Source organism: Pseudomonas oryzihabitans, assembly GCF_014522265.1.
Classification (GTDB): domain Bacteria; phylum Pseudomonadota; class Gammaproteobacteria; order Pseudomonadales; family Pseudomonadaceae; genus Chryseomonas; species Chryseomonas aestiva.
Map to the genome: position 1 here is coordinate 376,596 of NZ_CP017024.1, position 25,905 is coordinate 402,500.

Sequence of the window (25,905 nt, forward strand, 5' to 3'; positions counted from 1 at the left end):
TCATTCTAGCGAGCCTGGGCGCCGCCCGGAAACGACAAAGCCCGGAACGGGTCCGGGCCTTGTGGCAAGGCTGAATCAGCGCTTGGCGGGCGGGGGTGCGTTCTCGGCACCGGCCGGCGGCTTCACGCCCAGCTCCTTGTCCATCTCGGCGAGGATGCCGTTGACCTTGGGTACCGCCTGCTCCAGCTTGGCCTGGGTCAGCTGGGCGGACTGCGCCGACAGGCGCGGCAGGGTGGCGATCATCTTCTTGCCCAGATCGGACTGGTAGAACTTGATCAGGCCCTCCAGCTCGTCTTCGGTGAAGTTGTCGGTGTACAGCTTGACCATCTCGGGCTTGATCTTTTCCCAGCCGATGGTGCTGTCCAGCGCCTGGTTGGCGCGGGCGGTGTAGCTTTCCAGCACGGCTTTCTTGGCCGGCGACTTGGCCTGCTCGAAGTGCTGGGCGAAGAGCTGCTGGACCTGGGCGTAGACCGGCGTGGTCAGCTTGTCGGCGTTGGCCAGCTTGAGAAAGCGCTCCGCGTCGGCCGCGTGGCTCTTGGCGTCGGCCAGGGCGAAGCTGCTGGCGCTGGCGAGCACAACGACGGCGCCAAGCGTACGGAGGGTCTTCTTCATGGGCATCCTTCAGGAGGCTGAAAATGGACCGCGAGTGTGCCACAGAGCGGCTGAACCTGGCCTGAACTTATCGACGACGGTCGCGCATTTGAGAACACTTCCCATTTGGGAACCCTGGCGCTAACCTGCTGCCCAAGTTAGCTGGACCCACACCTTATAAGCGGAGACCGCCATGAGCCGTACCGAAACCGATAGCATCGGCCCCATCGAAGTAGCCGACGACGTCTACTGGGGCGCCCAGACCCAGAGGTCGCTGGAAAACTTCGCCATTGGCAACCAGCAGATGCCGCTGGCGGTGGTGCATGCCCTGGCGACGGTGAAGAAGGCGGCCGCGCGGGTCAACCTGCGTCTTGGCGAATTGCCGGAAGACGTCGCCACCCTGATCGAGAAGGCCAGCAGCGAGATCCTCGACGGCTTCCACGATGACCAGTTTCCGCTGGTGGTCTGGCAGACCGGCAGCGGCACCCAGAGCAACATGAACGTCAACGAGGTCATCGCCGGACGCAGCAACGAACTGGCCGGCAATGGCATGGGTGGCAAGCAGCCGGTCCATCCCAATGACCACGTCAATCGCGGCCAGAGCTCCAACGACTGCTTCCCCACCGCCATGCACATCGCCACCGCCCTGGCGGTGCAGAACGACCTGCTGCCGGCTATCGCCGAGCTGTCCGGCGGCCTAGCGCTGCAATCGGCGCGCTACCAGAACCTGGTCAAGACCGGCCGCACCCACATGATGGACGCCACCCCGGTGACCTTCGGCCAGGAGCTGTCGGCCTTCGTCGCCCAGCTGGACCTGGCCGAGCGCGCCATCCGCAACGCCCTGCCGGCGGTCCTGGAACTGGCCCAGGGCGGCACCGCAGTGGGCACCGGCCTGAACGCGCCCAAGGGCTTCGACGAAGCCATCGCCAAGGAAATCGCCGAACTCACCGGCCTGCCCTTCGTCACCGCGCCGAACAAGTTCGCCGCCCTCGCCGGCCATGAGCCGCTGGTGGCCCTGCACGGTGGTCTCAAGACCCTGGCCGTGGCGCTGATGAAGATAGCCAACGACCTGCGTCTGCTGGGTTCCGGTCCGCGCGCGGGCTTCGCCGAGGTAAAGCTGCCGGCCAACGAGCCGGGCAGTTCCATCATGCCGGGCAAGGTCAACCCGACCCAGTGCGAGGCGCTGTCGATGCTGGCCTGCCAGGTGATCGGCAATGACGTCACCGTCGGTTTCGCCGCCAGCCAAGGCCATCTGCAGCTCAATGTCTACAAGCCGGTGATTGCCCACAACGTGCTGGAATCCATCCGCCTGCTGGCCGATGGCAGTCGCAACTTCAACACCCATTGCGTCACCGGCATGGAGCCGGACGAGCACAAGATGGCCGAACACCTGGAACAGGGGCTGATGCTGGTGACGGCGCTCAATCCGCACATCGGCTACGACAAGGCCGCCGAGATCGCCAAGAAGGCCTACGGCGAGAACAAGACCCTGCGCGCCGCCGCGCTGGAGCTCGGCTATCTGACCAATGCGCAGTTCGACGAGTGGGTCCGTCCGGAAACCATGTTGGAAGCCGGTGGCCGTGGCTGAGGCTCGCGGCGCCACGCCGCTGGAAGGGGATGGCCGGCGCCTGCTGGTCATCCAGGGCAATCCCAAGCGCACCAGTTTCTGCCAGTCGCTGGCCGACGCCTATGTCCTAGGCGCCCAGGCCAGCGGCCAGGTGGTGCGTCAGCTCAAGCTGGCCGACGCCCAGTTCGATCCGGTACTGCGCGAAGGCTATGACCTCTCCCAGACCCTGGAGCCGGATCTGCTGGAAGCCCAACGGCAGATCCACTGGGCCGAGCACCTGGTGTTCATCTACCCGGTGTGGTGGAACGGCCTGCCGGCGGTACTGGCGGGTTTTCTGGAGCGGGTGCTGCAACCGGGCTTCGCCTTCGCCCAGCGCGACCAGACTTGGGGCGGCGAGCCCCTGCTGACCGGCCGCAGCGCCGAGTTGCTGGTCACCTCCGACACCCCGCCCTCCCCCTGGCAGCGCCTGCGCAACCAGGCGCCCCATCGCCAGGGCATCCAGGAAGGCCTGGAAGCCTGCGGCATCCAGGTGCTGCAGGTCCACGAGTACTCGCCGGTGCGAGCGGCGGACGAGGAACAGCGGCTGCGCTGGTTGCAGGAAGTGGAGCGGTTGGGACGGAACGAATAGTCCACCCAAGGGCCTTGGTAGGTTGGGTTGAGCGCCAGCGAAGCCCAACAGCACTTCGACATTGGCCCTGTTGGGCTTCGACGATGGCGCCGTCTGAGCCCAACCTACGGGTCTACCGCGGCCAACCCCGACTCAAGCTCCGAGCATAACCAAAGCGCCTTTTATTCTTTCTCCTGCGGATCATCCATCGGCACTATCGGCTCTCCCTTTCGTCCGCGGAGCTCCGCCATGACCCGCTATCTCATCCTTCCTGGCTGGCAAGGTTCCGGCCCTGATCATTGGCAGACTCACTGGCAGCGCCTGCTGCCTGACGCCCATCGCGTCGAGCAGGACGACTGGCAGCGTCCCGATCCGCAGCTCTGGGTCGCCGCGCTCGACAGAGCCATCGCCCAAGGCAATGCGCCGGTGGTGCTGATCGCCCATAGCCTGGGCTGCGTGACCGTCGCGCGTTGGGCGGCCAGTGCCCCGGTGGCCCGTCGGCAGCGGGTGCTGGCGGCCTTGCTGGTGGCGCCGGCCGACGTCGAGCGCCCGGGTTGCCCGGCGGAGCTGGTGGGTTTCGCGCCCTTGCCACAGGAGCCACTGCCCTTTCGTTCGCGGATAGTGACTTCGGACAACGATCACGCCATCAGTCTCGCCCGGGCCGAAGCCCTGGCACGCGACTGGGATAGCGACCTGGACATCCTCCCGGGTGCCGGCCATATCAACACCCGCTCCGGGCATCGGCAGTGGGAAGAAGGCCTGATCCACCTGGCGAAGCTGGGGTCGAGCCAGGGCCTGCACGTCGCCTGATCCCCGCTCTTCCGAATCTTTCATAACGCCCCGGTCCCAGGCGCTTCCCTGGCTCAGCCGGGGCGCTGGCGTGTCTGCCACGGGGAGCGGCTTGCCTTCTCGAGCCCAACATCTCAAGGCCAAAACAAAAAACCCGCCACCAGGGCGGGTTTCCTCACCACCAGGGCCGCATCACAGCTTGGCGATGGACACCTCGGTGGATTTGACGAAGGCGATCACCTCGCTGCCCACCACCAGTTCCAGCTCCTTGACCGAGCGGGTGGTGATGACGGAGGTGACGATGCCGGCGGCGGTCTGGACGTCGATCTCGGAGAGCACCGAGCCTTCGATGATTTCCTTGATGGTGCCCTTGAACTGGTTGCGAACGTTGATGGCCTTGATGGTCATGGCAGAACTCCTCGGATGAGCGATCAGTAGGCCCAGCGCAGTTGCGTGGGCAGGGGTTGCACGATTTCGGGTAGATCGGGATTGAGCGGTTGCTGCAGCACCCGGGCCAGTACCTCGGCTTCCAGGCGCGCCAGTTGGGCATCGCCGGCGGCCCGGGGGCGCGCCAGGTTGACGTCGAGATCCAGACCGACATGGCCGTCTTCGATGAGCACCACGCGGTCGGCCAGGGCTACCGCCTCGCCCACGTCATGGGTCACCAGCAGCACGGTGAAGCCGTGGCGCTGCCAGAGGCCTTCGATGAGTTGCTGCATCTCGATTCGGGTCAGGGCATCCAGGGCGCCCAGCGGTTCGTCCAGCAGCAGCAGGCGCGGCTGGTGGATCAGGGCGCGGGCCAGGGCCACGCGCTGCTTCTGGCCGCCGGACAGCGCCGAGGGCCACTCCTGGGCGCGATCCGCCAGGCCGACCGCCGCCAGGGCTTCCAGGGCGCGCGGTTTCCAGTCGCCCCTGAGGCCCAGACCGACGTTGTCGATGATGCGTTTCCAGGGCAGCAGGCGCGCATCCTGGAACATCAGCCGGGTGTCTTCGCGGTGCTCCGCCAGGGGTTCGTCCTGACCCAGCAGGGTGCCGCCACTGGCGCGGTCGAGACCGGCCACCAGGCGCAGCAGGGTGCTCTTGCCGCAGCCACTGCGGCCCACCACGGCAACGAACTGGCCAGCCGGGATCTGCAGATCGATCCCGTGGAGTACGGTGCGCTCGCCAAAGGTCTTCACCACCTGTTGCAGCTTCAGGGCGATGCCCCGCGAGAGCGGCGGAACGGCTTGCAGACTGGTCATGCGTGGGCTCCCTTCTGATAGGCCGGGTGCCAGCGCAGCCAGGCACGCTCCAGGCCGCGGGCGGCGAGATCCGCCAGCTTGCCGAGGATGGCGTAGAGCAGGATGGCCAGCACCACGATGTCGGTTTGCAGGAATTCCCGGGCGTTCATCGCCAGGTAGCCGATGCCGGAGCTGGCGGAAATGGTCTCGGCGACGATCAGCGTCAGCCACATCAGGCCGAGGGCGAAGCGCACCCCCACCAGGATGGCCGGCAAGGCGCCCGGCAGCACCACGTGCCAGAACAGCCGCGCCCCGGAGAGGCCGTAGCTGCGGGCCATCTCCACCAGCGCCGGATCGACGTTGCGGATGCCGTGGTAGGTGTTGAGGTAGATGGGAAAGAACACCCCCAGGGCCACCAGGAACAACTTGGCCGACTCGTCGATGCCGAACCAGAGGATCACCAGCGGGATCAGCGCCAGGTGCGGCACGTTGCGCACCATCTGCAGGGTGCTGTCGAGCAGGCGCTCGCCCCATTTCGACAGCCCGGTGATGAAGCCCAGCGCCAGGCCGATGCTGCCGCCGATGGCGAAGCCGATGCCGGCGCGCCAGCCGCTGATGGCCAGGTGTTGCCAGAGCTCGCCGCTCTTGATCAGACTCCAGCCCGCTTCCAGCACCGCCGCCGGCGACGGCAGGATGCGACTGGACAGCAGGCCGCTGCTGACCGCCAGCTGCCAGGCGACGACCAGGGCCACCGGCACCACCCAGGGCGCCAGGCGCTGCAGTTGACGTTCGATCGTGCTGTTCATGCCTGCCTCCCTCAGCTCTGCGCCGCTTTCTGCGGCAGGATGTCGTTGGCCACCATCTCGCCGAAGGGACTCACGTAATTGGCGCCTTCGACCTGGGTCGGCCGCTTGACCGGCAGGTGCGGGAACAGCAGTTCGGCCACCCGATAGGATTCTTCGAGGTGCGGATAGCCGGAGAAGATGAAGGTGTCGATGCCGAGGGCGGCATACTCCTTGACCCGCGCGGCCACGGTGGGACCGTCGCCGACCAGCGCGGTCCCGGCACCGCCACGCACCAGGCCGACACCGGCCCAGAGGTTGGGCGCGATCTCCAGCTTGTCGCGACGGCCCCCGTGCAGGGCCGCCATGCGCTGCTGGCCGACGGAATCGAAGCGGGCGAAGGCGGCCTGGGCCTTTTCGATGGTGGCGTCGTCCAGATTGGCGATCAGCCGGTCGGCGGCCCGCCAGGCCTCTTCATTGGTCTCGCGGACGATCACGTGCAGGCGGATGCCGAAGCGCACCGTGCGGCCCTGGGCGGCGGCCTTGGCCCTGACCGCCTCGATCTTCTCGCGCACCGCGTCCAGGGGCTCGCCCCAGGTCAGGTAGAGCTCCACCTGCTCGGCGGCGAGGTCCTGGGCGGCATCGGAGGAGCCGCCGAAGTACAGCGGCGGGCGCGGTTGCTGCAGCGGCGGATAGAGCAGCTTGGCGCCCTTCACCTGGATGTGCTTGCCGTCGTAGTCCACCGTCCCGCCTTCCAGCACGCGACGCCAGATGCGGGTGAATTCCACCGAGGCTTCGTATCTTTCGCTGTGGGACAGGTGCAGGCCGTCACCGGCCAGTTCGTCCGGATCGCCGCCGGTGACCAGGTTGAACAGCGCCCGGCCGCCGGAGAGGCGATCCAGGGTGGCCGCCTGCCGCGCTGCCACGGTGGGCGAGATGATCCCGGGGCGCAGGGCTACCAGGAACTTGAGTTTCTGGGTGACCGGGATCAGCGAGGCGGCCACCAGCCAGGAATCCTCGCAACTGCGGCCGGTGGGGATCAGCACCCCGCCAAAGCCCAGGCGGTCGGCGGCCTGGGCGACCTGGGTCAGGTAGCCGTGGTCGACGGCGCGGGCGCCTTCGGCGGTACCCAGGTAGTGGCCATCGCCGTGGGTCGGCAGGAACCAGAAGATATCGAGACTCATGGGGCTTTCTCCAGCAGGCGAAATCAGGGTTTGGCGGCAGCGGTCTGCAGACTGGCGGGCGGGGTCCACACCACGTCACGGATGACCAGCGGCTTGGGAATCAACTTGAGGGCGGTGAAGGCGTCGGCGATCTTCTGCTGCTGCGCGGCGACCTCGGGACTTATGAAGCGGGCGCCATAGCCCTGGCGCCTGACCACCCGCTCGGCGGTTTCCAGCGGCAGGTTCAGCAGGGGCGCCACCTGGGCGGCGACCTGGTCCGGGTGGGCCTTGGCCCACTCGCCCACCGAGCGCACCTCGTCGACGATGGCGCCGACCTGCTCGGGATGAGCCTTGGCGAAGCTGCGGGTGGCCAGATAGAACTGGTGGTTGTCGGCCAGGCCGGTGGCATCGGTCAGGGTGCGCGCCTGCAACTGGGTCTCGGCGGCGGCCTGGTAGGGATCCCAGATCACCCAGGCGTCCACCGCGCCGCGCTCGAAGGCGGCCCGGGCATCGGCGGGCGGCAGGTAGACCGGCTGGATGTCCTGGTAGGGGATGCCGGCCTTGGCCAGTGCCTGCACCAGCAGGTAGTGGACGTTGGAGCCCTTGTTCAGGGCGATCTTCTTGCCCTTGAGATCGGCCAGCGACCGGATCGGCGAATCCTTGGGCACCAGGATGGCTTCGCTGGTGGGCGCCGGCGGCTCGTGGGCCACATAGACCAGGTCGGCGCCGGCGGCCTGGGCGAACACCGGCGGTGTCTCCCCGGTCACGCCGAAATCGATGCTGCCGACGTTGAGGCCTTCCAGTAGCTGCGGGCCGCCGGGGAATTCGGTCCACTGCACCTTGACGCCGTCCTTGGCCAGGCGCTGCTCCAGGGTGCCGCGGGCCTTGAGGGTGATCAGGGTGCCGTACTTCTGGTAGCCGATGCGCACCGTCTCTTCCGCCTGGGCCAGGCCGGCGGCCAGGGTCAGCAGGGAAACGGCGAGCAGCGAGCGCGTGAAGGAGAACTGCATGACTAAGGCTCCTGGTCAGATGCCCCAGCGCGCCTGGCCGATGCGATCGGCCAGCAGCTCGGGGTCAGGGGTTGGGGACGCCGCACCAGGGCCGCGTGAAATTGTTCGAGGGATTCGTGCAGGCGCTGCTCCAGCGCCGGGGTCAGGGCGACCCCGGTCTCGGTGTAGCTGACCTGGCTGTCGTCGGCGAAGACGCCGTTGAGGACTTCCTGGGCCTTGAGCGCCGAGAGCACCGGCTTCAGCGCGTAGTCGATGGCCAGCAGATGACCGCTGGAGCCGGCGGTGGCCAGGGGCAGCACCACCTTGAGTGCCAAGGCGCGCTCGGGCAGCAGGTCCAGCAGCGTCTTGAGGGCGCCGGCCAGGGAGGCCTTGTAGACCGGGGTGGCGATCACCAGGCCATCGGCGGCCTGCAGCTGGGCGATCAGTTCCACCACGGGCGGGCTGTCGAAACGGGCGCCGATGAGGTCGGCGGCGGGAAAGTCCTGGATGCGCCAGCGGGACAGTTCCACGCCGCGCCCCTGCAGCCAGTTCGCTGCCAGATCCAGCACGCCGCTGGAGCGCGAGCGCGCTGCCGGACTGCCTGCCAAAGTCACCACCTGCATCGCCGTCTCCTGGAGAAAAAAGAGCGGTGTCGCGCCGCTCGAAAAAGGAATGAGCGGACCTTAGCAGCGGGTGTTTATTCCCTAAAAATACCCTTTCGGCACTTGGTTATAACCAGAAAAACAAAACCCCGGCTTGAGCCGGGGTCGGGTTGTCGCAGGAAATTTCAGCGATTGGGCTGGGGCGTCAGGCGCAGATAGGGTTTCACCGCGGTGTAGCCCTTGGGAAAACGCCGCTTGAGTTCTTCCTCGTCCTTGAGCGACGGCACGATGACCACGTCGTCGCCATCCTTCCAGTTGCCCGGGGTCGCCACCTTGTGGTTGTCGGTGAGCTGCAGGGAATCGATCACCCGCAGGATCTCGTCGAAGTTGCGCCCGGTGCTGGCCGGATAGGTGATCGACAGCCGCACCTTCTTCTGCGGATCGATGATGAACAGTGAACGCACGGTGAGGGTGTCGTTGGCGTTGGGGTGAATCATGTCGTAGAGGGTCGAGACGCTGCGATCGGCGTCGGCCAGGATCGGAAAGCCCACGGCGGTGGCCTGGGTTTCCTCGATGTCCTTGATCCAGCCCTGGTGCGATTCCAGACCGTCCACCGAGAGGGCGATCACCTTGACGTCGCGCTTGGCGAATTCGTCCTTGAGCTTGGCGGTGAGGCCCAGTTCGGTGGTGCAGACCGGGGTGAAGTCGGCCGGATGGGAGAACAGTACGCCCCAGCTGTCGCCCAGCCACTCGTGGAAGCGGATGCGACCCAGGCTGGAATCCTGTTCGAAATCGGGGGCGATGTCGCCCAGACGGATGGTCATTGGCAGTTCTCCTGATGCAGGTAGGGATAGCGGCACTATGCCGCCCACCAGAGCGGGCGGGAAAGATCGGATCACGCTGTGGTTATAACGCGAAAGCCGACCCCTCTTGGGCCATCCCCCGGTCGCGACGCCACGTGCCGCGTGATCATCCTCACAATTCCGTCGCGCTTTTTCCACCCGGGCGCAGCGCCCGCTAGGGTGCTACACCTAAGGAAGATCGACGGACCGCAATTCGGCCGAGCGGGGCAACCCGCAGCGCTCGCCATGGTCTGTTGGCAAGACGAGGAGGAGATTCTCATGTTCGGCAAACGCAATGACGACCCCGGTGCCACCACCCATTTCCGTAGCGAGCGCGTCAGCGTGGTCAACGGCCAGTTCTTCTTCACCACCCGCGAAGGCACCCTGGAAGGCCCCTTCTTCAGCCGCGAGGAAGCCCTCAACCAGATCGATCGCTATGTCGAACGGCTGCAAACCTCTCAGGGCCTGATGCGCCAATCCGTCAGCAACGTCTGACCGCCTGTGCTCGATCCTTTAGACTGCGCGCCCTGAATGCCAGGCCGCGCCGCTCATGACCGACTTCCAGCACGCCCAGCTCGACTGGGACGCCTCCGGGCAACCGCTCTCCCGCGCCTATGGCGATGTCTACTTTTCCCGTGCCAGCGGCCTGGAAGAGACGCGCTACGTCTTCCTGCAGCAGAATCGCCTGGCCGAACGCTTCACCGCGCTGGCCGCGGGAGATGTCTTCACCATAGGCGAGACGGGCTTCGGCACCGGCCTCAACTTCCTCTGTGCCTGGCAACTCTTCGCCGCCTTGGCTCCAAAGGAAGCACGCCTGCATTTCGTCAGCGTCGAGCGCTTTCCACTGACCGCCGCCGATCTCGCCCAGGCACTGACCCTCTGGCCGGAACTCGCCCCCTACAGCGCGGCGCTGCAGCGGCAGTACCAGGCCATCCATCCGGGCTTCCAGCGCCTGATCCTGGACGACGGGCGCGTCACCCTGACCCTGCTGGTCGGCGATGTGCTGGAGCGCCTGCCCGAACTGGATGCCCGGTGCGACGCCTGGTTCCTGGACGGCTTCGCCCCGGCCAAGAATCCCGAGATGTGGACGCCCGCGCTGTTCGCCGAACTGGCGCGGCTGTCCCACGCCGGCACCACCCTGGCGACCTTCACCTGTGCCGGCTTCGTCCGCCGTGGCCTGAACGAGGCCGGTTTCGCCATGGCCAAGGTGCCCGGCTTCGGCCACAAGCGGGAAATGCTGGCCGGCGCGCTGGAACGCCCGGTCATCCCCGCCGCCGTGCCCTGGTATGCCCGCCCACCGCGCCCCCGGGGCCCACGCACGGCGCTGGTCATAGGCGCCGGCCTGGCCGGTTGCGCCACCGCGGCCAGTCTCGCGCGTCGCGGCTGGCAGGTCCGGGTCGTCGAGCGCCACGGGGCGCCCGCCCAGGAAGCCTCCGGCAACTCCCAGGGGGTGCTCTATCTCAAGCTGTCGGCCCATGACACCCCGCTCAGCCGGCTGATCCTCGACGGCTTCGGCCTGACCCTGCGCGAGCTCCAGGCACTGCCGCCGGGTGCCGCCTGGTCACCCTGTGGGGTGCTGCAACTGGCGCTGACGGACAAGGACGCCCAGCGGCAGGCGCAATTGGCGGCGCACTTCCCCGCCGATCTGCTGCAACCGCTGGATAGGGAAGCCGCCAGCAACAGGGCCGGCATCGGTCTGACGGCGGGTGGCCTGTTCTTTCCGGAAGGGGGCTGGGTGCATCCGCCCGCCCTGTGCGCGCACTGGCTGACTCATCCGAACATCGAGCTGGTCACCCATACCGAGGTGACCGCTCTGCAACAAACCGAGCATGGCTGGCAGGCCCGCACCCAGGGTGCGCCGCTGGCAGCGACGGTGGTCGTGGTGGCCAGCGCCGCCCAGGCCAGGACGCTACTGCCTGAGCTGCCACTCAAGGCGATCCGCGGGCAACTGTCCGCGCTGCCGGAAACCCCGGACAGCCAGGCGCTGGCGACCGTGGTCTGCGGCGAAGGCTATCTTGCTCCGGCGCGGGAAGGTCGGCACTGCCTGGGCGCCAGCTTCGTCTTCGACCGGGACGACACCGAGCCCAGCCAGGCGGAACACCAGAGCAATCTGCAGCTGCTCGCCGAGCTGTCGCCCGCGTTGGCCGCCGGCTACGAGGCCGAAACGCTGGAAGGCCGGGTGGCCTTTCGCTGCACCTCGCCGGACTATCTGCCCCTGGTCGGCCCGGTTGTGGATGAAGTCGCCTTCGCCCAGCAGTACCAGGCGCTAGCCTACGATGCCCGCCAGGTACCCGAGCAGGCGGCGCCCTGGCGTACGGGACTCTATGTGAATCTGGCGCACGGCTCGCGTGGCCTGGTCACCACCCCGCTGGCCGCCGAACTGCTGGTGGCCTGGCTGGAAGACGAACCCCTGCCGGTGGCCCGACGGGTGGCCGAAGCCTGCCACCCCACTCGCTTTCCCCTGCGCCGGCTGATCCGCGGCGGCTAGATGATCGCCAGCGGCGTCTTGCTTTGCGGCGGCGGAAAGGCACCGTCGAGCAGCGCGAAGTCTTCTTCGCTCAGGCGCAGATCCAAGGCCCGCGCATTCTCTTCGAGATGTCCGGCATCGCCCGCCTTGGGAATGGCGATCACGCCCGGCTGACGCAGCACCCAGGCCAGGGCGATCTGCGCCGGGGTGGCCTGATGCCGCTCGGCCAGGGTTGCCAAGGTGGGGTGCCGCAAGAGATCGCCGCCCTGCCCCAGCGGACAATAGGCCATCACCGGCATCTGCTGACGCTGGCTCCAGGGCAGCAGGTCATGCTCGATGCCGCGCTGTTCCAGATTGTAGAGCACCTGGTTGGCGCTGCAGCGATCATCGTTCAATTCGAGCATGTCGCTGGTGTCGAGATTGGACACGCCCCAGTGGCGGATCTTGCCTTCGTCGCGCAGCTTCTCCAGCGCCATGACCGTCTCGATCAGCGGCACCTGGCCGCGCCAGTGCAGCAGATAGAGGTCGATGACATCGGTGCCCAGGCGCTTCAGGCTGCGTTCGCAGGCCAAAGGTACCCCGGCTTCGGTGGCATTCTTCGGATAGAACTTGCTCACCAGGAACACCTCGTCCCGCCGCCCGGCGATGGCTTCGCCAACCAGTTCCTCGGCGCGGCCTTCGCCATACATCTCGGCGGTGTCGATCAGGGTGAGCCCCAGGTCCAGGCCCTGACGCAGGGCGCTGACCTCCTGGCGATGCAGGTCGGCGTTCTCGCCCATGCGCCAGGTTCCCTGGCCCAGCGCCGGAACGGTAGTGCCATCGGGCAAACGAACGGTTTGAGCGGTATTCATGGACGCATCCTTCTCTTGGGGTGTGGACGTTGGAACGCCAGCGCGACGCCGATTCTCCCGGTCATCCGCCAAACGGCAGCCAACGCCTCCCCACAGGCCCTGCGACCTGACGTCGCACTGGTAAAGTACGCCTATAAGGATTCCAAGAATAACCACTAGGACCTGCCATGAAACCGTCGATCCTGGGCCTTTGCGCCCTGCTCTCTGCTGCCCTGCCCATGACCTCCAGCTACGCTGATGTCATTACTCTGAGGTTTTCCCATGTGGTGGCACCGGAGACCCCCAAGGGCAAGGGTGCTCAGCTGTTCCAGCAACTGGTGGCGCAGCGCCTCGCCGGGCAGGTCCAGCTGGAGGTGATGCCCAGCGGCACGGCCTTCACCGACGCCAACGAACTCCAGGCGCTGCAGGACGGCAAGGTCGACATCCTGGCGCCGGCGATCAGCAAGCTCACCGAACTCAGTCCCAAGCTCAAGCTGTTCGACCTGCCCTTCCTGTTCGAGAGTCGCGCGGCCCTCGATCACTTCCAGGCCCGCCCCAGTGGTCGCCAGCTGCTGCACAGTCTGGAGCCGGCCGGCATCATCGGCCTGGCCTACTGGCCCAACGGCCTCAAGCAGCTGGCGGCGCGCAAACCCTTGCGCGAACCCGGCGATGCCAGGGGGCTGGTATTCCGCATCCAGAATTCCGACGTCCTCCAGAGCCAATTCGAGGCCCTCGGCGCCACGGCGGTCAGGCTGCCCTTCAACCAGACCCTGCAGGCGCTCACCACGGGCACCGTCAATGCCACCGAGAACACCTGGTCCAACTACTGGAGTCAGCGCCTCGATCAGCAGCAGCGCTATTTCACCGAAAGCAATCACGGCGCCCTGGACTACATGCTGATCGTCAAGGCGGATCGCTGGCGCACCCTGCCCTTCGCCGTACGCAGCACCCTGGAGGAAATCATCGACCAGGTGACCTTCGAGGTGAAGAAGCAATCCGAGGCGGAAAATCAGCGCGATCGCGCGCGCATCGCCGCCGCGGGCGGCAGCGAGATCATCACCCTCACCCCGAGCAGCGGACCCGCTGGCGCGAGGCCATGCGCCCGGTGTGGCAACGCTACGAAGGCGAGCTCGGCGCCTCCCTGCTCAAGGCTGCCGAGACCTCGAACTAGAAGCGCTGTTGCGGCGGTACGGCCCAGCGGCGCAAGGGCAGATTGCCCGGCTCGCGACACTGCAGATCGCGAAAGGGCCCCGCGACCCTGACCCAGCCCGCGCCCGGCGGCGTCTGGGTACAGAACTCCTGGCCATCCGTGTTGCTGCGCCAGCGCCAGTAGGCCGCCGGCTCGGCGAAGGCGTGGGTACCCACCAGTCCCAGCAGGAAGATCACCAGGGTCCTGCCGGCGGTTCGCTGGAACCTCTCGCGCGATAAGCATGTCGGTTTAAGGGTAGTCCCCTCGAATTCGCACAGGATCTTCGCCATGCCGCTGTCCGTCTTGCGTAGCAAACCCACCCTCCTCGCCCTGGCCCTGGTTGGCGCCGGCCTCGCCCTGACCGGCTGCGCCCGCGATCCGGAAAAACGTTCGCTGGGTGCCGAAGCGGTCAGCAATGCCAAGAGCATGGCGCGTACCGATGCCGACATGCAGAAGGTGCTCGACAGGTACGCCAGCTTCGATCCCAAGGCCGTGGAAAAACTCACCGCCCAGCAGGCCCGCAAGCAGCCTACCATCGCCGATGCGGTCAAGGGCGTCCTGCAGGACGAAGGTCGTCCCACCCAGCCCGAAGCCCTGGTGCCGGGCGTGACCAGCGTCGACCGCGCCGTCGACGGCGCCGCCGGTGTGCTGCCGGCCCGTATCTACACCCCCGAAGGCCAGGGTCCCTTCCCGGTCATCCTGTATTTCCATGGCGGCGGCTGGGTGTTCGCCGATCGCAACGTCTACGACGCTGGCGCCCGCGGTCTGGCCAAGCAGGCCAATGCCATCGTGGTGTCGGTGGACTATCGCCAGGCGCCCGAATACAAGTTTCCCGCCGCCCATGACGACGCCCTGGCGGCCTATCGCTGGGTGACTACCCATGCCGCCTCGCTGAATGGCGATCCGCAGCGCCTGGCCCTGGCCGGCGAAAGCGCCGGGGGCAACCTGGCGGTGGCGACCGCCGTGGCGGCGCGCAAGGCTGGTCTCACCGCGCCCAAGCACGTGCTGTCGGTCTATCCGGTGGCCCAGACCAACACCCATACCCAGTCCTATGAACAGTATGACGACGCCAAGCCGCTCAACCGGCCGATGATGCTGTGGTTTGTCGAGCAGGTGACCCGTACGCCCGCCGACCTCAAGGATCCACGCCTGGATCTGACCCGGGCCGACCTCGCCGGCCTGCCGCCGGTAACCATCGTCAATGCCGAGATCGATCCCCTGCGGGATGACGGTGGCTTCCTGGAAACCGCCCTGCGCCAGGCCGGCGTGCAGGTGGAGCGCAAGGTCTATCCGGGCGTTACCCACGAGTTCTTTGGCACCGCTGCCGTGGTGCAGAAGGCCAAGGACGCCCAGGCCTACGCCGGCAGCCGGCTCAAGGCCGACCTGGGCAAGTAACGGCGGCTCGCTCGTCCTGACCATCGCCGGCCCCGTGCCGGCGGTGTGCATTCAGTCAGGAAATAATAGCGGCCCTGCTTCGCGCATGAAGATCTCACAGGTCTTGGGCCCGACCCCTTTCAGCCGCTGTAGACGCGCCTCGAAATCCGCACGGTCCGAACTGGCGTCGCGCAATCTCACGAAGCTGCCGCCATACTCCTCCTGTAGATGGAGACAGACGTCCAGCAGACGCGTGGCCGTGCTCTCGTCATAACGCCGGTAATGCCCTTCGCCGAGATAGCCGACCAATTGCCGCCAGCTCAGATTGAGCAGCTTGCGCGGCGTGTCGCGACCATAGGTGCGATAGAGCACCGTCCAGGCCTGGGCGGCGATACCCTGGGAGATGCGTTTGCCGAACAGGTAGCTCGCCAGGAACCAGCCAAACAGCGCCGATTCGTCGTCCACCTCCAGCGTCAGGCCGAGATCGGCCGCCGAAGTCGTCTTGCTCAAGCCGTATCCCTCGCGTAGGCGTCTTGCCTAGGAAGGCTCTCCACCGCCTGGGGTTCGACATCGGCGACGGCCGGCAGACTACTGGCGTATCACCTGGCCGCGCTGTGGGGCCAGGCGTGCCAGCAGGGCATTCTGCGCCCGCTCCGGAACGTCCTCACGCTGCATGGCCAGTTGCAGGTCTTCCACCAGGGCATTGAAGTCGGCGGGTTGCAGATTCAGACCGCGATGACTTTCGGCCATGCTCGCCCCTTCATAGCGGCAGGGACCGCCCGCATCGACGCAGAATTTCTGGATGAGCAGACTGCGCAGTCGCGCGATATCGACGTTGGCGAAGTAGTGCCGGATCCGCCCGTCACGCGCCACATTGAGCAGCATCCCCTCGACGATCCGGGTGATGCCGGGCTGGCCACCCAGCTCCTGATAGAGCCGATCACCCGTCGGCGGCTGAGGCGTGCACCCCAGCATCAGCAGCAGCGCCGCCAGTACCAGCGTTTTCCCCTGCATCAGTAGCTCCCCTGCAGCGACAGATAGAGACCCTGCTGATCGTCCAGGGTGGCGATCTCGCCCAGCCAGGCATAGGCCAGCACCAGCGACAGGTGCTTGTTGGGGAAGTAACCGACGAAGGTATCCACCCAGTCGCTCTCCCGGGTGAAGGACAGATTCTGCGGCTTCTCGCGATACTCCATGCCTACCGCCCAGCGCGGATTGAAGAACACCGCGGCCGAGCCTTCCTTGAGCCACTGACGGCTGTCGTTGCGGTCACCACCGAAGCCCAGCAGCCCCATCTCGTTGGCGCGGCTGTACCTGAGACCGACGTTGAGCAAGAGGTTGTAGCCGAAGGCACCGCCCAGCAACAGCCGACTGGCGCCCAGGTAGCCCTCGACATCGCTGTCGCGCCGCGCGCCCACGGCAGCGGGAATGCCGAAATCCCGTTGATGCTTGTATTGCACCCCCACGGCTAGCTGCGGCAGCCGGTCGTAAATCAGATCGCCCGCCAGGCGCACCTTGGCGCCGACGATGTCCTGGCTGAGGCTGTCTTCCTCAAGCTTCATCAAGCGGCGCAGGGTCGGCATGTCCAGGCGCTGGCGGGCATAGGACACTTCCACCCGATTGTCGTAGGCCACCGCCACGCCGGCCGCATCGAGCCGGTAGTCACCGGTCCACACCCGGGTGGCAAAGGCCGTGGCGCCGGGCTGGCCGCTTTCGCCATAGCCACCGATCACCGCCCAGGGCGTGATACCGCCGCCCGCCGCGCCTTCCAGACTGCTGGCGCCGCCGGTGGCCAGCAGCTTGCCGCCGTCGGCCTGGGCAGCGGTTGCCAGCAGCAGGCCAGCCAGCAGCCAGCCGTGCTTCATGACAACGCCTCCAGCACCGGCTGGCTCTGCCGCTCCATCCAGGCCTCGAATTCCGCGGCCGGCACCGGGCGGCTGATGTAGTAACCCTGGATCACATCGCAGCCCCAACTGCGCAACAGCGCCAGGGCCCGGGCTTCCTCGACCCCCTCGGCGACCACTTCCAGGCCCAGGTTGTGGCCCATCTCGATGGTCGAGCGGACGATGACGGCGTCATCGTTGCCCGGCGCCAGTTCCTTCACGAAGGACTGGTCGATCTTCAATTCGTCCACCGGCAGCCGCTTCAGGTGCGCCAGGGAGGCATGCCCGGTACCGTAGTCGTCCACCGACAGCCGGATGCCCAGCACGGACAGCTGCGTCAGCAGCGCGATGGCCGCCTCGGGATCGTCCATGATGGCGCTCTCGGTAATCTCGAAGGTCAGCTGCCGCGCCGAGACGCCGGCGTCATCGAGCCAGCCCATGACGCGCTCGGGCAAGCGGGCATCGGCCAGGTCGACCGCCGAAACGTTCACCGATACCTTTACCTCGCGATCCTGGGTCTGCCAGAGCGCCAGCTGCCGGATAGTCGCCTGGATTACCCAGCGGGTGAGTCCGGCCATGCTGCCACTGTGCTCGGCCAGGGGAATGAATTCACCCGGCGAGACCATGCCCAGCTCGGCATGGCGCCAGCGCAGCAGCACCTCGGCCTGGTGCGGCCCATTGCCCTGCAGGGCCACCTTGGGTTGGAACACCAGCATCAATTCACCCCGTTCGCCCGCCAGCGGCAGGTCGTGGACCAGTTGCAGACGCCGCTGCTGGGCCGCATCCCGACCTTCATCATAGACCCGGAGGCGATCCGGCACCTGGCCGGCATCGAGCATGGCACTGCGCGCGCGCTCGATCAGCAGGGTCGGATCATCGCCATGGCGGGGATACTCGACGACGCCGATCCGGCAACTCAGCCGAAACAGCTGGCCTTCCCATTCGATGGGTTCGGCCAGTGACAGGCGCAGTTGCTCGGCCAGACCCACCGCGCCTTCCAGGCCGACGCGACAGAACTGCACGAGAAATTCGTCGCCTACCGGGCGCGACACGCAGCCGCGCCCGGCCAGCAGCACCTGGGCCCGCTCGGCCACCATCCGGAGGATGCGATCACCCCCGGCGACCCCGGCGCTTTCGTTGATCGCCTGGAAGCCATCCAGCCCCAGGTACAGCAGCGACACCTGGGACTGGGTGGCGATAAAGACCCGCAGTCGCTCCTCGGCCAGGATGCGATTGGGCAGACCGGTCAGGGCGTCATGCAGGGCATTGTGGTTGAGCCGCTGCTCGCGCTCGGCGATCCCCTGGCGCATCTCTTCGAGCACCTGTGCCAGCCGGCCGAATTCGTCACGGCGCTGGACCTCCACCTTGACCCCATAATCTCCCTGACCGATGCGCCATGACATCACCGACAGCTGCCGCAGCGGCTGGGCCAGGTTGCGCGCAAGCCAGAGCGCACCTAGCAAGGCCGCCAGCAGGGCACCGCCGGCGATCAGCGCCAGTTGCCTGAGCAGGGGTTCGAACTCGGCCATGGCCACGTCGAGCGAACGCAGCAGATAGACCTGTACCGGATGATCGGCGGTCCCGAGGGTCAGCCGCTTGACCTGATAGAGCCGGCCGCCCAGGGTCAGCTGCCAGATGTCGCTGCCCTGGGGTGAAGTCACCAGCTCATGCAGCAGCAGCCGTCCCTCCTGCTCCGGCAGGGTACTGGCCATCAGCGCGGCTTCGCCGAGAAACACCACGTCCAGATTGATCAGCGAGCGAAACTCCTCGGCCATGGTCTGATCCATGGCGAAACTCATCACCACCTGGGCGATGGGCACAGGGGCACGGACCGGCACCGTGACCCGCAACTGCGGCAGGCCGGTACCGGCCAGCACGCAACTGCCGTCATTGCCCGACGCCATGGCAACGGGCAGACGCTCGCCTTCGCTATGCGCCGCCACGGTGCTGGCGATCAGCCGGCCGTCCAGATCCAGCAGGTAGGTATCGCCCGCGCCCACCCGGGCGCCGTGGTTGGCCAGCACCGACCTCAGCGTCGGCACATCGCCACTGGCCACGGCGTCGCGAAAGCCGAAATCGGCGGCGAGCACTCGCACGGCATCGTTCAGCCGGCGGCAGCGGCCGTCCAGCACCTGGCGGAATACCCGCGCCCCAGTGTCGAGCTGGTCATAGGACTGGCGCACGGCACTGGCCTCGGTGGCAGCCTTGACCGTCAGATAGACCAGGGTGATGACCACCAGCATCAGCAGGAAGAGGCTACCGGCGATGCGGGTCTGGAAACTATGGATGAGCTTCATCGTGCGTGGCCTTGTGGAAGGCATCCTCGAAAGCCGAGCTCGCCGGTTCCGCAGGCTGCGGCTTCGGCTGGACCGCCAGCTGGAGTTTCAGGGTCACCGGCTTGCCCGCCACGTCCAGCGCAGGCTGGGCAACCTCCTGCTTGTCGCTGAGGTCGGGATGCCAGAGCGCCAGCTGATAATGACCGTCCGGCGCCTCCAGTCGGGCGCGACCCTGACTGTCGGTCACCGCGGAGCGCCCGGCGGTGGTCACGTAGACGTAACCCACCATCCAGTCATGGATGTTGCAGCCCACCACCACCACGCCGGGCTGGTCGAACACCACCGGTGTGCTGGGAAGCCCGTGGTAGAGCGGCAGTTCGAAGCGCTTGGGACTGGAAAAGGAATACACCTGATGGCGAATGTCATCGGTATTGGGAAAGCTCACCGCCGTCCCGGTGGCCACCGCCAGGACATGGGGGACGAATCGCCGATTCTGCTGATCAATGGCCGCGGGCTGCCGCTCGGGCACCAGGCCCTGGCCCGACAGCATCACCACGGCATCGGCCAGGGGCGCCCCCTGACCATCGACCACCTGCACCGCGACCTCGGCCGCTTGCGCAGCTCCCAGGCCCAAAGCCAACCATCCCGCTACCAACCAATGCTTATTCACCCGCTGCTCTCCACCACGCGCCCTGGGAAACTCTCGCCGGCTTCGCGGCGTGACTTCAGCTTTAGCGGCAGTGCCGGAGGAATCTTTATCGTCGCGGTGGCCAGGCTCGGTCCCGGTCGTCGCACTTCGAGCGGTACCCGGCGGTCAAGAAGGACAGGTCTTTGCCTGCGTTGAAAAAGCGCCACCCTCGCCCCATGTTGGCCTCACATCCAAGCCCAAGGTACGCCAATGAGCGATCAGGACAATCAAGCGGATATTCTCAGCGAAGAAGCCGGTCAGACCGGCCTGGTCCTGCCTGGCCAGAATCTTCCCGACAAGCTCTACGTCATTCCCATCCACAACCGGCCCTTCTTCCCGGCCCAGGTCCTGCCCGTCATCGTCAATGAAGAGCCCTGGGCGGAAACCCTGGAACTGGTGGCCAAGACCGACCACCACTGCCTGGCGCTGTTCTACATGGAGCAGCAGCCCGGCGATGCCGAGGGTTTCGATCCCGACCAGCTGCCGCAGCATGGCACCCTGGTGCGCATTCACCATGCCACCCGTCAGGACGGCAAGCTGCAGTTCGTCGCCCAGGGCCTGTCGCGGGTGCGCATCCGCGGCTGGCTGCGCCGGCAGCGCCCGCCCTACCTGGTGGAGGTCGAGCACCTGCGCCCCAACCCCGATCCCAGCGACGAGGTGAAGGCCTACGGCATGGCGCTGATCAACGCCATCAAGGAGCTGCTGCCGCTCAATCCGCTCTACAGCGAAGAGCTGAAGAACTATCTCAATCGCTTCAGCCCCAATGACCCCTCGCCGCTGACCGACTTCGCCGCCGCCCTCACCACCGCGCCGGGCGACGAACTGCAGCAGGTGCTCGATACCGTGCCCATGCTGCAGCGCATGGAAAAGGTCCTGCCGCTGCTGCGCAAGGAGGTCGAGGTCGCCCGCCTGCAGAAGGAGCTGTCCGCCGAGGTCAATCGCAAGATCAACGAGCGCCAGCGCGAATTCTTCCTCAAGGAGCAGCTCAAGCTGATCCAGCAGGAGCTGGGCATCACCAAGGACGATCGCAGCAGCGACATCGAAAGCTTCCGCCAGCGTCTGGAAGGCAAGAGCCTGCCCGAAGCCGCGCAGAAGCGTATCGAGGACGAGCTGAACAAGCTGTCCATCCTCGAGACCGGCTCGCCGGAATACGGTGTCACCCGCAACTACCTGGATTGGGCCACCGATCTGCCCTGGGGCGTCCACGGCCAGGACAAGCTCGACCTCAAGCACGCGCGCAAGGTACTCGACCGCCACCACGCCGGGCTCGATGACATCAAGAATCGCATCCTCGAATTCCTCGCCGTGGGCGCCTTCAAGGGTGAGGTGACCGGCTCCATCGTGCTGCTGGTGGGTCCGCCCGGGGTGGGCAAGACCAGCATCGGCAAATCCATCGCCGAATCCCTCGGCCGCCCCTTCTATCGCTTCAGCGTGGGTGGCATGAGGGACGAAGCCGAGATCAAGGGGCACCGGCGCACCTATATCGGTGCCATGCCCGGCAAGCTCGTCCAGGCGCTGCGCGACGTCAAGGTGATGAATCCGGTCATCATGCTCGACGAGATCGACAAGATGGGCCAGAGCTACCAAGGCGATCCGGCCTCGGCGCTGCTGGAGACCCTGGATCCGGAGCAGAACGTCGACTTCCTCGACCACTACCTGGATCTGCGCCTGGACCTGTCCAAGGTGCTGTTTGTCTGTACCGCCAACACCCTGGATTCCATCCCCGGCCCCCTGCTGGACCGCATGGAGGTCATCCGCCTTTCCGGCTACATCGCCGAGGAGAAGCAGGCCATCGCCAAGCGCCACCTCTGGCCCAAGCAGCTGGACAAGGCCGGGGTGCCCAAGGATCGCCTGACGCTTACCGACAGTGCCCTCAAGGCCCTGGTGGAGGGCTATGCCCGCGAAGCCGGCGTGCGCCAGCTGGAGAAGCAGCTGGGCAAGCTGGTGCGCAAGGCGGTGGTCAGGCTCATCGAGGATCCCAAGCTCAAGGTCAAGATCGGTGCCTCGGATCTCGAGGACTACCTCGGCATACCGCCTTTCCGCAAGGAGCAAGTGCTGTCCGGAGTCGGCATCATCACCGGCCTGGCCTGGACCAGCATGGGCGGCGCCACCCTGCCGATCGAGGCGACGCGCATCCATACCCTGAATCGCGGCTTCAAGCTCACCGGCAAGCTGGGTGACGTCATGAAGGAATCCGCCGAGATCGCCTACAGCTACGTCACCGCGCACCTCAAGGACTTCAAGGGCGATCCGAATTTCTTCGACCAGGCCTTCGTCCACCTGCACGTCCCCGAAGGCGCCACGCCCAAGGACGGCCCCAGCGCCGGCGTCACCATGGCCTCCGCCCTGCTGTCGCTGGCCCGCAACCAGGCGCCGAAGAAGAACGTGGCCATGACCGGCGAGCTGACCCTCACCGGTCAGGTACTGCCCATCGGCGGGGTACGGGAAAAGGTCATCGCCGCGCGACGGCAGAAGATCAGCGAACTGATCCTGCCGGAGCCCAATCGTGGTGACTTCGAAGAGCTGCCCGCCTATCTCAAGGAAGGGCTGACCGTCCACTTCGCCAAGCGCTTCGCCGACGTGGCCAAGGTGCTCTTCTAGTCTGACCGGCCAATCTCTTGGGGTATGCTCTGCGTTTTGCCGTCATACCCCGGAGGTTTTCATGTCCAACCGTCTTCTGTTCTGCGGCTGTCTGCTCCTGGCCGGCTGCAGCAGTACCCAGCCGAGTGGCAACCTCATCCTGGGCGACGACAGCGACTGCACTCCGCTGGCCATGCACACGGGCCAGGAACTGACCCTGACCCTGCCCAGCGATCCCACCAGCGGCTATCGCTGGAGCATCCTCCAGCGTAGCGACAACCTCAGGCAACTCGGCCCGGAAGTCTTTCGCGAACAGCGCCAGGATCAGGGCGGCATTGGCAGCGCCGGTCAGTCCCTCTGGCGCTTCCGCGCGCAGAACGCCGGCAGCGCCCATCTCGAACTCCAGGCCCGCCAGCCCTGGGATGCCGAAGCCGAGCCCCAGGCCAGCTTCGACTGCCGTATCGAAATCCGCTGAAGCCACGTCCTGCAGTGCCTGCCGGGGGTACAATGCCCCCTTTCGATTTTCCAGGTACCGCCCATGAGCGAAGCCGACCGCCTGTTCGCGTCGCCGCAGCCTCCTGCCGACTTCACCTTCAACGAAGACGTGGTGCGCGTCTTTCCCGACATGATCAAGAGATCCGTGCCGGGCTATCCCACCATCGTCGAGAATCTTGGCGTCATCGCGGCGCGTTTCGCCCAGCCCAACAGCCGCCTCTATGATCTCGGCTGCTCCCTGGGCGCCGTGACCCAGGCCCTGCGCCGTCATGTCCGCGCCGAGGGTACCCGGGTGGTGGCCATCGACAATTCCACCGCTATGGTCACCCGCTGCCGCGAATACCTCAGCGCCCAGGATTCGATGCACGAGGAGTTGCTGCCGGTCGAAGTGGTGGAAGGTGACATCCTCGAGGTTCCGCTCGCATCGGCCTCGGTGATCGCGCTCAACTTCACCCTGCAGTTCATCGCGCCGGAGCAGCGCCTGGGCCTGCTCAGCCGTCTGCGCAACAGCCTGCTGCCAGGAGGAGCCCTGTTGCTGTCGGAAAAGATCCGGTTCCCGGACGCTCAAACCCAGGCATTGCTCAACGGCCTGCACCTGGACTTCAAGAGAGCCAATGGCTACAGCGAACTGGAAATCGCCCAGAAACGCACCGCGCTGGAAAACGTCATGCTCACCGACACCCTGGCCGAACACCGGGCACGCCTGCAGGCCGCCGGTTTCACCACCGTCGAACCCTGGTTCCAGTGCCTCAACTTCACCTCCCTGATCGCCCTGCCATGACCCAGCCCCCTTACCTCGCAGACCTGCAACAGGCGCTAGCGGATACCCCGCTGGCCATCTGGTCCCAGTCCCTCGAAGCCGTCCTGGCCGCCAAGTACGCCCGTGGCCATGGCGATCTGCAGCGCTGGCAAGCGGGTATCGATGCGCTCCCCGAAATCGCTGTAGCAGCTGTCGACCTGCATGAGGCCGTGCGCCTCGCCGGCGCTCCTACCGCTGAGCAGCACCAGGTCCTGCGCGAGGCACTGCTGCAACTGCGGCCCTGGCGCAAGGGGCCCTTCCAGTTGTTCGATCTCCATCTGGACACCGAGTGGCGCTCCGACTGGAAGTGGGACCGGGTCGCCCCCCACCTGGATCTGCAGGGCAAACGCGTCCTGGATGTCGGCAGCGGCAACGGCTACTACCAGTGGCGCATGCTCGGTGCTGGAGCCAGCCTGGTCCTGGGCGTCGATCCCAACTGGCTGTTCCACTGCCAGTTCCAGGCCCTGCGGCGCTATCTGCCCGACCTGCCGACCTGGCACCTGCCACTGACCCTGGAAGAACTGCCCGCACTGGACGGCGGCTTCGATACCGTCTTCTCCATGGGCGTGCTCTACCATCGGCGCTCGCCCATCGACCACCTGCTGGACCTGAAGAACTGCCTCGACAGCGGCGGTGAGCTGGTCCTGGAAACCCTGGCCGTTGAGGGCGATGCCACCACCGTCCTGGTTCCCGAAGACCGCTATGCCCAGATGCGTAATGTCTGGTTCCTGCCCTCCGCGGCCGCGCTGCAACTCTGGCTGCAACGCGCAGGCTATCGGGACATCCGCCTGGTGGACCTTACCCCCACGACCGTAGACGAACAGCGCTCCACCGAATGGATGGGCTTCCAGTCGCTACCGGACTTCCTGAACCCGGAAGATCCCAGCCTGACCGTCGAAGGCCTCCCCGCCCCCCTGCGCGCGACCCTGATCGCCCGCAAACCCTGAACGCAAAAAGCCCGGCCAATGCCGGGCTTTTTCTTGCTCGCGTAAAGATGCGGTAGGTTGGGCTGAGCCTAGCGAAGCCCAACATCCATACTCCAGCCTTGACCCCCTCACCGCCTTGCCGCCGCTCGCTTGATCCCTGCAGCGGATTTGATTGTTGGGCTTCGCTACGCTCAGCGCCAACCTACGATGATTTTGTGCTGCGCTTCCAACCCAACAGCCCGGCGCAGCCGGGCTGTTGTGGCTCTTGGGCTCTTGCGGACGTAAAGCAGCACCTGCCTAGCAGGCACTGCTCCAACGCCGCCGCCGCGCCCTTTTGGTCTCCTCTCCCCCCGGGAGAGGGCTAGGGTGAGGGCAACCTCAGCCACGCGGCTTCAGGCGTCCGCTAGCCAATTAGCTGCTCCCAGTCCTCAAGCCCCTGACGCCCGGTCAAACTTTCCTCGCCCCAAAGACAACACCCCCGCCAGAGTGAACTGAGCGGGGGTGCTGGGTGTTAGGCGCTTGACGATGACCTACTCTCACATGGGGAAACCCCACACTACCATCGGCGATGCATCGTTTCACTTCTGAGTTCGGGAAGGGATCAGGTGGTTCCAATGCTCTATGTTCGTCAAGCAATTCGGTTGGCTGACCAGGCGATGAGGCTGCCTGGCTGGCCCAATTGGGTCTGTGATCGAAGTAGACAACTCGTCTTGGGTCTTGCGAACCCACGCGCCGTTTTCGGCGTCGTCTTCCTCACGCTCTGACACGCGGTCAGATTGTTTGGGTGTTATATGGTCAAGCCTCACGGGCAATTAGTATCGGTTAGCTCAACGCCTCACAGCGCTTACACACCCGACCTATCAACGTCGTAGTCTTCGACGGCCCTTCAGGAAGCTCAAGGCTCCAGTGAGATCTCATCTTGAGGCAAGTTTCCCGCTTAGATGCTTTCAGCGGTTATCTCTTCCGAACATAGCTACCCGGCAATGCCACTGGCGTGACAACCGGAACACCAGAGGTTCGTCCACTCCGGTCCTCTCGTACTAGGAGCAGCCCCTCTCAAATCTCAAACGTCCACGGCAGATAGGGACCGAACTGTCTCACGACGTTCTAAACCCAGCTCGCGTACCACTTTAAATGGCGAACAGCCATACCCTTGGGACCGGCTTCAGCCCCAGGATGTGATGAGCCGACATCGAGGTGCCAAACACCGCCGTCGATATGAACTCTTGGGCGGTATCAGCCTGTT

The 25,905-nt window shown here is 66.0% G+C and carries 24 protein-coding genes, 2 rRNA genes and 2 pseudogenes (1 of these 28 cut by a window edge); 11 read left to right on the forward strand and 17 right to left on the reverse strand.

All coding sequences use genetic code 11. The annotated features are described in order from the left end of the window. Window positions 1-75: 75 nt before the first annotated feature. On the reverse strand, window positions 76-612 hold the full coding sequence (locus BGI51_RS01760; protein ID WP_133862822.1) for a DUF2059 domain-containing protein: 537 nt from the start codon (window positions 610-612) through the stop codon (window positions 76-78). Between the two features lie 172 nt (window positions 613-784). On the opposite strand from BGI51_RS01760, the gene BGI51_RS01765 reads away from it, so the two are divergent. The 3 genes from BGI51_RS01765 (at window position 785) to BGI51_RS01775 (ending at window position 3,575) form a co-directional block, all read left to right on the forward strand. Then, window positions 785-2,179, forward strand: a complete 1,395-nt coding sequence (locus BGI51_RS01765) for a class II fumarate hydratase (protein ID WP_187980129.1) — start codon at window positions 785-787, stop codon at window positions 2,177-2,179. Beyond that, window positions 2,166-2,786: an NAD(P)H-dependent oxidoreductase gene (locus BGI51_RS01770; RefSeq protein WP_133862824.1), complete on the forward strand. Its 621-nt coding sequence runs from the start codon at window positions 2,166-2,168 to the stop codon at window positions 2,784-2,786. The genes BGI51_RS01765 and BGI51_RS01770 overlap by 14 nt, the downstream gene beginning before the upstream one ends. Window positions 2,787-3,014: 228 nt before the next feature. Then, entirely contained in the window at window positions 3,015-3,575 is a 561-nt protein-coding gene (locus BGI51_RS01775) for an RBBP9/YdeN family alpha/beta hydrolase (protein ID WP_187980130.1), read from the forward strand. Window positions 3,576-3,746: 171 nt separating this feature from the next. On the opposite strand, the gene BGI51_RS01780 is transcribed toward BGI51_RS01775, so the two are convergent. The 7 genes and pseudogenes from BGI51_RS01780 to BGI51_RS01810 form a co-directional block, all read right to left on the reverse strand. Further along, the gene (locus BGI51_RS01780) at window positions 3,747-3,962 is read right to left on the reverse strand and encodes a TOBE domain-containing protein (protein ID WP_010795839.1); all 216 of its coding nucleotides are present in this window, start codon (window positions 3,960-3,962) and stop codon (window positions 3,747-3,749) included. 23 nt (window positions 3,963-3,985) lie between these two features. Continuing rightward, the gene (gene ssuB, locus BGI51_RS01785) at window positions 3,986-4,795 is read right to left on the reverse strand and encodes an aliphatic sulfonates ABC transporter ATP-binding protein (protein ID WP_133862826.1); all 810 of its coding nucleotides are present in this window, start codon (window positions 4,793-4,795) and stop codon (window positions 3,986-3,988) included. Then, window positions 4,792-5,580, reverse strand: coding sequence for an aliphatic sulfonate ABC transporter permease SsuC (gene ssuC / locus BGI51_RS01790; protein ID WP_187980131.1), 789 nt, complete (start codon window positions 5,578-5,580; stop codon window positions 4,792-4,794). The genes ssuB and ssuC overlap by 4 nt, the downstream gene beginning before the upstream one ends. Before the next feature lie 11 nt (window positions 5,581-5,591). Next, complete coding sequence (gene ssuD, locus BGI51_RS01795; protein ID WP_187980132.1) at window positions 5,592-6,740, reverse strand: FMNH2-dependent alkanesulfonate monooxygenase; 1,149 nt, start codon at window positions 6,738-6,740, stop codon at window positions 5,592-5,594. 23 nt (window positions 6,741-6,763) lie between these two features. Next, window positions 6,764-7,729 (reverse strand): sulfonate ABC transporter substrate-binding protein, encoded by a 966-nt coding sequence (locus tag BGI51_RS01800; RefSeq protein ID WP_187980133.1) that lies wholly within the window; start codon window positions 7,727-7,729, stop codon window positions 6,764-6,766. A 15-nt stretch (window positions 7,730-7,744) separates the two neighbouring features. Continuing rightward, window positions 7,745-8,331: pseudogene (gene ssuE, locus BGI51_RS01805) on the reverse strand (NADPH-dependent FMN reductase). 164 nt (window positions 8,332-8,495) lie between these two features. Beyond that, complete coding sequence (locus BGI51_RS01810) at window positions 8,496-9,134, reverse strand: peroxiredoxin (RefSeq protein ID WP_059315912.1); 639 nt, start codon at window positions 9,132-9,134, stop codon at window positions 8,496-8,498. Window positions 9,135-9,431: 297 nt separating this feature from the next. Between BGI51_RS01810 and BGI51_RS01815 the strand changes: the two genes are divergently transcribed. Both BGI51_RS01815 and mnmC read left to right on the forward strand, forming a co-directional pair. Next, complete coding sequence (locus tag BGI51_RS01815) at window positions 9,432-9,647, forward strand: DUF6316 family protein (RefSeq protein ID WP_133862831.1); 216 nt, start codon at window positions 9,432-9,434, stop codon at window positions 9,645-9,647. A gap of 55 nt (window positions 9,648-9,702) precedes the next feature. Further along, a complete protein-coding gene (mnmC, locus tag BGI51_RS01820) occupies window positions 9,703-11,640 on the forward strand; it encodes a bifunctional tRNA (5-methylaminomethyl-2-thiouridine)(34)-methyltransferase MnmD/FAD-dependent 5-carboxymethylaminomethyl-2-thiouridine(34) oxidoreductase MnmC (protein WP_187980134.1) in 1,938 nt (645 codons plus the stop codon). Here the strand turns inward: mnmC and BGI51_RS01825 are convergent. After that, entirely contained in the window at window positions 11,637-12,470 is an 834-nt protein-coding gene (locus BGI51_RS01825) for an aldo/keto reductase (protein WP_133862833.1), read from the reverse strand. The two genes, mnmC and BGI51_RS01825, sit on opposite strands and share 4 nt — an antisense overlap. A gap of 167 nt (window positions 12,471-12,637) precedes the next feature. Here BGI51_RS01825 and BGI51_RS01830 point away from each other — a divergent pair. Continuing rightward, a pseudogene (locus BGI51_RS01830) lies at window positions 12,638-13,620 on the forward strand (DctP family TRAP transporter solute-binding subunit). Here BGI51_RS01830 and BGI51_RS01835 read toward each other — a convergent pair. Next, window positions 13,617-13,835 carry a hypothetical protein gene (locus BGI51_RS01835; RefSeq protein ID WP_187980135.1) on the reverse strand — a complete coding sequence of 73 codons (219 nt, stop codon included), beginning with the start codon at window positions 13,833-13,835 and terminating at the stop codon, window positions 13,617-13,619. The pseudogene BGI51_RS01830 and the gene BGI51_RS01835 overlap by 4 nt on opposite strands. Window positions 13,836-13,926: 91 nt before the next feature. Here BGI51_RS01835 and BGI51_RS01840 point away from each other — a divergent pair, with 91 nt between their 5' ends. Continuing rightward, window positions 13,927-15,033 (forward strand): alpha/beta hydrolase, encoded by a 1,107-nt coding sequence (locus BGI51_RS01840; protein WP_187980136.1) that lies wholly within the window; start codon window positions 13,927-13,929, stop codon window positions 15,031-15,033. A gap of 51 nt (window positions 15,034-15,084) precedes the next feature. On the opposite strand, the gene BGI51_RS01845 is transcribed toward BGI51_RS01840, so the two are convergent. The 5 genes from BGI51_RS01845 to BGI51_RS01865 form a co-directional block, all read right to left on the reverse strand. Beyond that, window positions 15,085-15,522 carry a DNA methylase gene (locus BGI51_RS01845; RefSeq protein ID WP_187980137.1) on the reverse strand — a complete coding sequence of 146 codons (438 nt, stop codon included), beginning with the start codon at window positions 15,520-15,522 and terminating at the stop codon, window positions 15,085-15,087. Window positions 15,523-15,600: 78 nt separating this feature from the next. Continuing rightward, a complete protein-coding gene (locus BGI51_RS01850) occupies window positions 15,601-16,026 on the reverse strand; it encodes a group I truncated hemoglobin (protein WP_187980138.1) in 426 nt (141 codons plus the stop codon). Next, window positions 16,026-16,877 (reverse strand): DUF3034 family protein, encoded by an 852-nt coding sequence (locus BGI51_RS01855; protein ID WP_187980139.1) that lies wholly within the window; start codon window positions 16,875-16,877, stop codon window positions 16,026-16,028. Before BGI51_RS01855 ends, BGI51_RS01850 begins: the two co-directional genes overlap by 1 nt. Further along, window positions 16,874-19,192, reverse strand: a complete 2,319-nt coding sequence (locus tag BGI51_RS01860; protein ID WP_187980140.1) for a putative bifunctional diguanylate cyclase/phosphodiesterase — start codon at window positions 19,190-19,192, stop codon at window positions 16,874-16,876. The genes BGI51_RS01855 and BGI51_RS01860 overlap by 4 nt, the downstream gene beginning before the upstream one ends. After that, window positions 19,176-19,841, reverse strand: a complete 666-nt coding sequence (locus tag BGI51_RS01865) for a methylamine utilization protein (protein WP_252977187.1) — start codon at window positions 19,839-19,841, stop codon at window positions 19,176-19,178. The genes BGI51_RS01860 and BGI51_RS01865 overlap by 17 nt, the downstream gene beginning before the upstream one ends. A 228-nt stretch (window positions 19,842-20,069) precedes the next feature. On the opposite strand from BGI51_RS01865, the gene lon reads away from it, so the two are divergent. The 4 genes from lon to cmoB all read left to right on the forward strand — a co-directional run bounded on the left by lon (window position 20,070) and on the right by cmoB (window position 24,680). Continuing rightward, the gene (lon, locus tag BGI51_RS01870; protein WP_187980141.1) at window positions 20,070-22,460 is read left to right on the forward strand and encodes an endopeptidase La; all 2,391 of its coding nucleotides are present in this window, start codon (window positions 20,070-20,072) and stop codon (window positions 22,458-22,460) included. 61 nt (window positions 22,461-22,521) lie between these two features. Then, window positions 22,522-22,914, forward strand: a complete 393-nt coding sequence (locus BGI51_RS01875) for a protease inhibitor I42 family protein (RefSeq protein WP_187980142.1) — start codon at window positions 22,522-22,524, stop codon at window positions 22,912-22,914. Window positions 22,915-22,977: 63 nt separating this feature from the next. Beyond that, window positions 22,978-23,715: a carboxy-S-adenosyl-L-methionine synthase CmoA gene (cmoA, locus tag BGI51_RS01880; protein ID WP_133862842.1), complete on the forward strand. Its 738-nt coding sequence runs from the start codon at window positions 22,978-22,980 to the stop codon at window positions 23,713-23,715. Then, on the forward strand, window positions 23,712-24,680 hold the full coding sequence (cmoB, locus tag BGI51_RS01885) for a tRNA 5-methoxyuridine(34)/uridine 5-oxyacetic acid(34) synthase CmoB (RefSeq protein ID WP_187980143.1): 969 nt from the start codon (window positions 23,712-23,714) through the stop codon (window positions 24,678-24,680). The genes cmoA and cmoB overlap by 4 nt, the downstream gene beginning before the upstream one ends. 496 nt (window positions 24,681-25,176) lie before the next feature. On the opposite strand, the gene rrf is transcribed toward cmoB, so the two are convergent. After that, window positions 25,177-25,292: ribosomal RNA gene (gene rrf, locus BGI51_RS01890) — 5S ribosomal RNA — on the reverse strand. A 158-nt stretch (window positions 25,293-25,450) separates the two neighbouring features. Further along, window positions 25,451-25,905: ribosomal RNA gene (locus tag BGI51_RS01895) — 23S ribosomal RNA — on the reverse strand; it runs 2,437 nt beyond the window's last position.

Coding starts and splice junctions, on each gene's coding strand:
- BGI51_RS01810 (WP_059315912.1), bottom strand. CDS start 9,134: ATGACCATCCGTCTGGGCGACATCGCCCCCGATTTCGAACAGGATTCC.
- BGI51_RS01760 (WP_133862822.1), bottom strand. CDS start 612: ATGAAGAAGACCCTCCGTACGCTTGGCGCCGTCGTTGTGCTCGCCAGC.
- ssuC (WP_187980131.1), bottom strand. CDS start 5,580: ATGAACAGCACGATCGAACGTCAACTGCAGCGCCTGGCGCCCTGGGTG.
- BGI51_RS01780 (WP_010795839.1), bottom strand. CDS start 3,962: ATGACCATCAAGGCCATCAACGTTCGCAACCAGTTCAAGGGCACCATC.
- BGI51_RS01875 (WP_187980142.1), top strand. CDS start 22,522: ATGTCCAACCGTCTTCTGTTCTGCGGCTGTCTGCTCCTGGCCGGCTGC.
- BGI51_RS01765 (WP_187980129.1), top strand. CDS start 785: ATGAGCCGTACCGAAACCGATAGCATCGGCCCCATCGAAGTAGCCGAC.
- BGI51_RS01840 (WP_187980136.1), top strand. CDS start 13,927: ATGCCGCTGTCCGTCTTGCGTAGCAAACCCACCCTCCTCGCCCTGGCC.
- cmoB (WP_187980143.1), top strand. CDS start 23,712: ATGACCCAGCCCCCTTACCTCGCAGACCTGCAACAGGCGCTAGCGGAT.
- BGI51_RS01800 (WP_187980133.1), bottom strand. CDS start 7,729: ATGCAGTTCTCCTTCACGCGCTCGCTGCTCGCCGTTTCCCTGCTGACC.
- BGI51_RS01825 (WP_133862833.1), bottom strand. CDS start 12,470: ATGAATACCGCTCAAACCGTTCGTTTGCCCGATGGCACTACCGTTCCG.
- BGI51_RS01775 (WP_187980130.1), top strand. CDS start 3,015: ATGACCCGCTATCTCATCCTTCCTGGCTGGCAAGGTTCCGGCCCTGAT.
- lon (WP_187980141.1), top strand. CDS start 20,070: ATGAGCGATCAGGACAATCAAGCGGATATTCTCAGCGAAGAAGCCGGT.
- BGI51_RS01855 (WP_187980139.1), bottom strand. CDS start 16,877: ATGAAGCACGGCTGGCTGCTGGCTGGCCTGCTGCTGGCAACCGCTGCC.
- cmoA (WP_133862842.1), top strand. CDS start 22,978: ATGAGCGAAGCCGACCGCCTGTTCGCGTCGCCGCAGCCTCCTGCCGAC.
- BGI51_RS01860 (WP_187980140.1), bottom strand. CDS start 19,192: ATGAAGCTCATCCATAGTTTCCAGACCCGCATCGCCGGTAGCCTCTTC.
- BGI51_RS01815 (WP_133862831.1), top strand. CDS start 9,432: ATGTTCGGCAAACGCAATGACGACCCCGGTGCCACCACCCATTTCCGT.
- ssuD (WP_187980132.1), bottom strand. CDS start 6,740: ATGAGTCTCGATATCTTCTGGTTCCTGCCGACCCACGGCGATGGCCAC.
- ssuB (WP_133862826.1), bottom strand. CDS start 4,795: ATGACCAGTCTGCAAGCCGTTCCGCCGCTCTCGCGGGGCATCGCCCTG.
- mnmC (WP_187980134.1), top strand. CDS start 9,703: ATGACCGACTTCCAGCACGCCCAGCTCGACTGGGACGCCTCCGGGCAA.
- BGI51_RS01850 (WP_187980138.1), bottom strand. CDS start 16,026: ATGCAGGGGAAAACGCTGGTACTGGCGGCGCTGCTGCTGATGCTGGGG.